5 protein-coding genes are annotated in these 5,908 nt (G+C 74.3%); 3 read left to right on the top strand and 2 right to left on the bottom strand.

Features of this window, described 5'->3' with window-relative positions:
• Nucleotides 1–78: 78 nt before the first annotated feature.
• Entirely contained in the window at nucleotides 79–2,199 is a 2,121-nt protein-coding gene (locus ACFXGA_RS11660) for a PIG-L family deacetylase (RefSeq protein WP_378086800.1), read from the bottom strand.
• Nucleotides 2,200–2,323: 124 nt separating this feature from the next.
• On the opposite strand from ACFXGA_RS11660, the gene ACFXGA_RS11655 reads away from it, so the two are divergent.
• The 3 genes from ACFXGA_RS11655 (at nucleotide 2,324) to erm (ending at nucleotide 5,041) form a co-directional block, all read left to right on the top strand.
• A complete protein-coding gene (locus ACFXGA_RS11655; RefSeq protein WP_378086798.1) occupies nucleotides 2,324–3,034 on the top strand; it encodes a GNAT family N-acetyltransferase in 711 nt (236 codons plus the stop codon).
• A gap of 41 nt (nucleotides 3,035–3,075) precedes the next feature.
• Nucleotides 3,076–4,083, top strand: a complete 1,008-nt coding sequence (locus ACFXGA_RS11650) for an NADP-dependent oxidoreductase (RefSeq protein WP_378086796.1) — start codon at nucleotides 3,076–3,078, stop codon at nucleotides 4,081–4,083.
• Between the two features lie 196 nt (nucleotides 4,084–4,279).
• Nucleotides 4,280–5,041 carry a 23S ribosomal RNA methyltransferase Erm gene (gene erm, locus ACFXGA_RS11645; RefSeq protein ID WP_378086793.1) on the top strand — a complete coding sequence of 254 codons (762 nt, stop codon included), beginning with the start codon at nucleotides 4,280–4,282 and terminating at the stop codon, nucleotides 5,039–5,041.
• 104 nt (nucleotides 5,042–5,145) lie between these two features.
• Here the strand turns inward: erm and ACFXGA_RS11640 are convergent, their stop codons facing one another.
• Nucleotides 5,146–5,763 carry a hypothetical protein gene (locus ACFXGA_RS11640; protein ID WP_378086791.1) on the bottom strand — a complete coding sequence of 206 codons (618 nt, stop codon included), beginning with the start codon at nucleotides 5,761–5,763 and terminating at the stop codon, nucleotides 5,146–5,148.
• Nucleotides 5,764–5,908: the final 145 nt, after the last annotated feature.

The raw sequence follows: 5,908 nt of genomic DNA, 5'->3' as shown, positions 1-5,908 counted from the left end.
TCTTATAACCCCCCCCCCCCCCCCCCGCGGGGGGGGGGGGGGCCCCCCCCCCCCCCCCACCCCTGTCGCCGTCCTCGACTACGGCGACGCCAGCGTCTGCCACGGCCCGAACGAGGCGGCCCCGCTCGCGGCCGTCTGCACGCGGAACGCCACGCCGCCGCTGTCGGTCAACGTGAACACGTGGACCCGGCCGGACCCGTCCGGCACGGCGGAGGGCTGGCCGACGACGAACCCGCCCAGGTCCGACCACTGGGGGTTGAACCCCATGCCGGCCCCGTACTGCTTCGTCGTGCTGACCCCGCCGCCGTTGTTGGTGGTGAACACCATGATCCGGGCGTCGGTCGTGCCCGTGCCGGGCGCGTCGGACACGGCGGGCGGGCCGAGCACGCCCTGACCGGAGATCGACTCCAGCGTCCCGGTCCAACTCCCGTCGGGGTTCTGCCAGGTGTGGCCGACCTGCCCGGCCCGGTCACCGCCGTTGTTGGTCGCCAGCGGGTAGAACACCTCCTGGCGGCCGTCGCGGTCGTGGCCCACGGACGGCGGCCCGGCCGGTTCGAAGCCCGTCAACGGCGCCGGCTTCAGCGTGAACGGCGGGATGGTGTTGTTCGCGTCCGGCGGCGTCGCGAACCAGTGCAGGATCCGTCCGACCTGGTCCGTCCCGACCGCGTACCCGAACACGTCGGTGCCGCCCGAGCGGTCCAGCCCGACCGCGAGCCCGTCCTGGAGCCCCGCGCCGCCCGCGTCCTGCCACTGGGGCTCGAACCCGTCCTCCGGGTTCGTCTGCGCCTTCACGCTGAGGCCGCCGCCGCCGTTCTTGACGAACACCCGGATGCGACCGTCCGACGTCCGCGCCGCCACCGGCGTGCCCACCTGGGCGGCGAAGTCGGTGCCCGCGTTCGGGTTGCCGAGCGTGTCCCACCCGACGAGGTCGCCGTTGATCACGTTCTGCCACATCGTGACGATCTCGTGCGTGTCGAGGCGTCGCGCGAAGAGCTGGAGCCGCCCGCCCGCGTTCGCCGCCACCGAGATCCCCGGCGCGAGCGGACCCGGCGGTTGGTGGACCTGCGGCCCCTTCCAGGTCTGCTCCACGTCGTCGCGCCACCAGGTGACGAGCTTGCCGTTCTGCACGGCGAACACCTGCGGCCGGCCGTCCTGGTTCACGCCGGCCCACGTGGTGCCGGTGGTGTAGCGGTGGAACATCCGCGAGTTCCAGCTGGTGTACGGCGGGTCGGCCGACGTGTTGCGGTCCCACTGGTCGTACCCGGCGAACGTCGCGGCCTTGTCCGCGCGCTTGCCCGCGCCGAGGTTCACCTGCATGTTCGCGATGTTGTAGTTGCGGTAGGGCGCCAGCCGCACCACGGCGCGCCCGCTCGGCCCGGCGTAGATCCGCGCCGCCTCGGCCGCGAACCGGGCGCCGATCACGTGGTCGCTGTGGTCGTGCAGCTTGGCGGGGTCCTCGTACCGGAGGTCCGCTTCCGGGTCCTGCGTGCGGATCACGGTCGGTCGCAGCCACTCCAGCAGGTGCCACAGCACCTCCACGGTGACGGCGCGGTCCGGGTACCAACTGCGGATGTCGTCCGGCCAGAGCGCGGTGCCGCTGGGCACGATCGTGCGCGCCCCGCGCTCGTCGAACCAGAGGTGGTACAGGCTCGCGCCGGCCAGGTCGGGGTCGTACTGCGCGCCCTCGTGGGGCACCATGACGTCGGGGCTGGTGTTCGCGTGCTCCGGCAGGTTCAGGAACAGCAGCCTCAGGGTGGGGCGGTTGACCAGCGTGTGCACCTCGACGTCGACCGTCAGGTCGCCCAGGTCGACCGTCCGGATCTCCTCGCTCCACTGGTCGGCGACGCCGGCCATCTGCGCGTACGCGGCCCGCGCCCCGAGTTGGCGGCACCGCGCGTAGTCCTCGCGGTCGATCGGGCCGGCGCCCCGGCAGTGCGCGAGCGACGGGTTCCCCCGCTGCCCGGGCCCCACTTCGTACGTGTTCTCGCCGGCGGTGAGGAAGATCGTGGTGTTCGGCCGGTTCGCGGTGATCGAGTTCGCGAGGTCCGGGTTCATGAACAGGATGTCGTCGTCCTGGTGGGCGACGATGTTGACGTACGACACGGCGGGTGGTGCGGCGTTCGCGGTCGTCGGCAGCAGCACCGACAAGATCACCGCGAGCACCGTCGTCACCGCGCCGACACGGCGCGTTGTGCGCAAGTTCAGCTCCCCTCGTCAGCCTCGCGGCCGACGTTAGGGAGCGAAACTCACAAAACGACCACACACCGCCGCGACGTCGGGAGCCCTCGCGGCGACCGTTCCGGAGTGGGTGATGATGCCGGTCGTGCGCGCCCTGTCCTCCCCCGCCGACGTCGCCGCCGCCTGCCCCGACTCCCTGGTGAGGTGGGCGGCGCAGGCGTTGCTGCCCGGTCGCGGCGGCGCGGCGTGGGCGCACGGGGACGCGGTGGGCGTGCGGGCGCCGGCGTTGAACCGCTTCGACCGGCTGGTGCTCGCCGGGCCGGCGGCGGACGTGGCGGCGCTGCTGCGGGCGCACGCGCGGCCGGGCCTCCGACCGCTGGTCACCGCCGTCGTGGCCGAGGAGCTGGACTGGCCCGCGCACGCCACGTTCGGGTGGATGGAGCGCACCGGGTCCCTGACGGCCCACGCCGGCCCGCGGTGGCTGGCGGAGGACGAGTGGGACGACGTGGCCGCCCTGCTGCGCAAGGCCAGTCCGAACTCGTACGTGTGGCCGCGCGAGCCGGGGCCGTCACGGTGGGCGGGGGTCTTCGCGGACGGCGTGCCGGTGTCGGTGGCCGCCGACGCGTGGTCCGCGCCGGGGGTCGGGTTCCTCGCGGGCGTGGCCACCCACCCCGACCACCGGGGCCGGTCGTTCTCGACCGCCGTGTGCTCGTTCGTGGCCGCCGCGCTGCTGGCCGAGCACGGCACGTGCGCGTTGATGGTCGACGCGGCCAACCCGGCCGCCGTGGCGGTCTACCGGCGGCTCGGGTTCGGCTACCGGAGCGTGACCGCACTGCGGGACTCAGCTCACACCTGAACGGCGGAACAGCGCTCCGCCGCGGCGGTGTTGCACGCGGTATGACGCTGCCTGACAACGCGCGCGAGATCCGCCTGGCCTCCCGTCCCGAGGGCTTCCCCACGCCGGGGAACTTCGACCTGGTCGAGGTGCCCGTGCCCGCGATCGGAGCCGGACAACTGCTGGTCCGCAACGTCGTGATGAGCGTGGACCCGTACATGCGGGGCCGGATGAACGAGGGCAGGTCGTACACGCCGCCGTTCGAGCTGGGCAAGGCCCTCGACGGCGGCGCGGTGGGCGAGGTCGTGGCCTCCGAGGCGGACGGGTTCGCGGTCGGCGACACCGTGCTGCACGGGCTCGGCTGGCGCGACTACGCGGCGGTGGACGCGTCCACCGCGGTGAAGGTGGACCCCGAGGTGGCGCCGCCGGGCGCGTACCTGGGCGTGCTCGGCATGCCGGGCATGACCGCCTACGCGGGCCTGCTGGAGGTCGCCGCGTTCCGGGAGGGCGACGTGGTGTTCGTCTCCGGCGCGGCGGGCGCGGTCGGGCAGGTCGCGGGCCAGGTGGCCAGGCTGCGCGGCGCGAAGCGGGTGATCGGCAGCGCCGGCAGCGCGGACAAGGTGAAGTACCTGGTGGAGGAGCTGGGCTTCGACGCGGCGTTCAACTACAAGGACGGCCCCGTCGCCGAGCTGCTCGCGCAGGCCGCGCCGGACGGCATCGACGTGTACTTCGACAACGTCGGCGGCGAGCACCTGGAGGCCGCGATCGACGCGTTCACGATGCACGGCCGGGCGGCGTTGTGCGGCTCGATCTCGAACTACAACACCACGTCGCCGACCGGTGTGCGCAACCTCGGCCTCGCCGTGGGCAAGCGGCTGTCGCTGCGCGGGTTCATCGTCGGGGACCACGAGCACCTGCGCGCGGACTTCGTGCGCGAGGTCGGCGGGTGGATCGCCGAGGGGAAGCTGCGCTACCAGGAGACCGTGACGGAGGGGTTGGAGCGCGCGCCGGAGGCGTTCATCGGCATGCTGCGCGGGGAGAACACCGGGAAGGCCCTGGTGACCCTGTAGGTCCCGGATATTCGTTGTGGGGCACGGCCGGCGATGCGCTAGCGTCGCCGGCATGTGCGCTATCGCAGTGACCCGGTTGCGCCGCGTCTAGCGGCGGGTCATCCCACGTGGTCGCTCCGCCGCTCCAGCGAGTCCTCGCCGGGCGGTCGTCTTCGCGCTGCCCGGTTCGCCTCCCAGCAGCCGCGGAGCCCCAGCAGTGCGCACGCACCACGACGGCCGGCACGAGAACGGCCAGAACTTCCTCGTCGACCGCGCGGTCATCGCGACCGTGGTCGACCTCGTCGCCCCCACCCGCGGGCCGATCCTGGAGATCGGACCCGGCTCGGGCGCGCTGACCCTGCCGCTGGCGGCGCTCGGCCGCCCGCTGACCGCGGTCGAGATCGACCCCGACCGCGTGCGCGAGCTGCGCCGGCGGGTCGGGCCGGGCACGTCGGTCGTGCACGCGGACTTCCTGCGCCACCGGCTCCCGACCGGGCCGTACGTGCTGGTGGGCAACCTGCCGTTCCACCTGACCACGGCGGTGCTGCGGCGCGTCCTGCACGCCGGTCACTGGACGGACGCCGTGCTGCTGGTCCAGTGGGAGGTCGCCCGCCGCCGCGCCGGGGTCGGCGGCGCGACGATGATGACGGCCCAGTGGTGGCCCTGGTACTCGTTCGAGCTGGTCCGCCGGGTGCCGGCGGCGGCGTTCCGGCCCCGGCCGGCCGTGGACGGCGGCCTGCTGACCGCGACCCGCCGCCCGACCCCGCTGGTGGACGCCCGCGACCGGCGCCGGTACCAGGCGTTCGTGCACGGGGTCTTCACCGGCCGGGGGCGCGGCGTGCCGGCGATCGTGCGCGCCGCCCACCCGTGGGCGCGGACGGCGGCGTGGGCCCGCCGGCACGGCGTCACCGACGGCACCCTGCCGCGCGACCTGACGGCCGCGCAGTGGGCCGACCTGTTCGCCTCGTGCGCCCGCTAGGCCGGGCTCGGCGGGGATCCCCCGGACGACCGGAGCGGGCCTCGCGGGTCGCGCGGGGCCGGCGAAGGGTCCCGACCTCGACCGGGGTCTCGCGGACGGGCAGGTCAGGCGTGCCGGGCGAACAGCCGCCGGACCTCGGCCAGGGCGGCCTCGCGGTCGGCCGCGTCCTCGTACCAGCCGTGCTCGACCCGGTTCGCGACCACCGACTCGGGGGTGAACTCCCGGCCGAGCAGGTAGGGGTCGAGGCAGTAGCCGAAGCCGGACTCGCCCATCGCGTCCACGCCCTCGCGCTCGCAGTACGCCGTGAAGCCCTCGGCGGGCTCCCAGCGCGTGCCGTCGAACCAGAACACGCCGCCGGCGTAGTGGATGGTCCGCCCGGTCGCCTCGTCCACCAGGTTGAGCGACTCGTAGTTCTCCGGCCGGTCGCGCACCAGCCGCACGAGGTCTTCGGGCACCCCGTCGTAGAACGACTCCTGGAGCGCGTAGTCGCCCTCGGCGTACAGGTTCAACTCCGACTCGTGGTCGAAGGTCAGCAGCAGCGCGCGACCGTCCGGGGTGAAGTACCAGACGGCCGACTGCCCGCCGCCGTCGTTCCACGCCTGCCGCTCCGCGTCGTCCACCGCCATCGGCGCCACCTCGGCCAGCTCGCCGACGATCGCGGCGCGCCGCCGCACCTCGGCCAACGGCGTCGTCCGGAGGGCGTCCCACAGGTCCACGTCCATGGCGCGCACGCTACCGGCGACCACCGACGGAACTCAGACCACTTCGCCGTCCGCGGCCACGACGCGGCCCTCGTGCACGACCAGCGTGGGGGGGGCGGGGGGGGGGCGCGCGCCGGGGCGCGCGGCGCGGCGCGGCGGGCGGCGC

Source organism: Actinosynnema sp. NPDC059335 (genome assembly GCF_042752395.1).
Lineage (GTDB): Bacteria > Actinomycetota > Actinomycetes > Mycobacteriales > Pseudonocardiaceae > Actinosynnema.
This window is presented reverse-complemented; position numbering and strand designations above follow the sequence as displayed.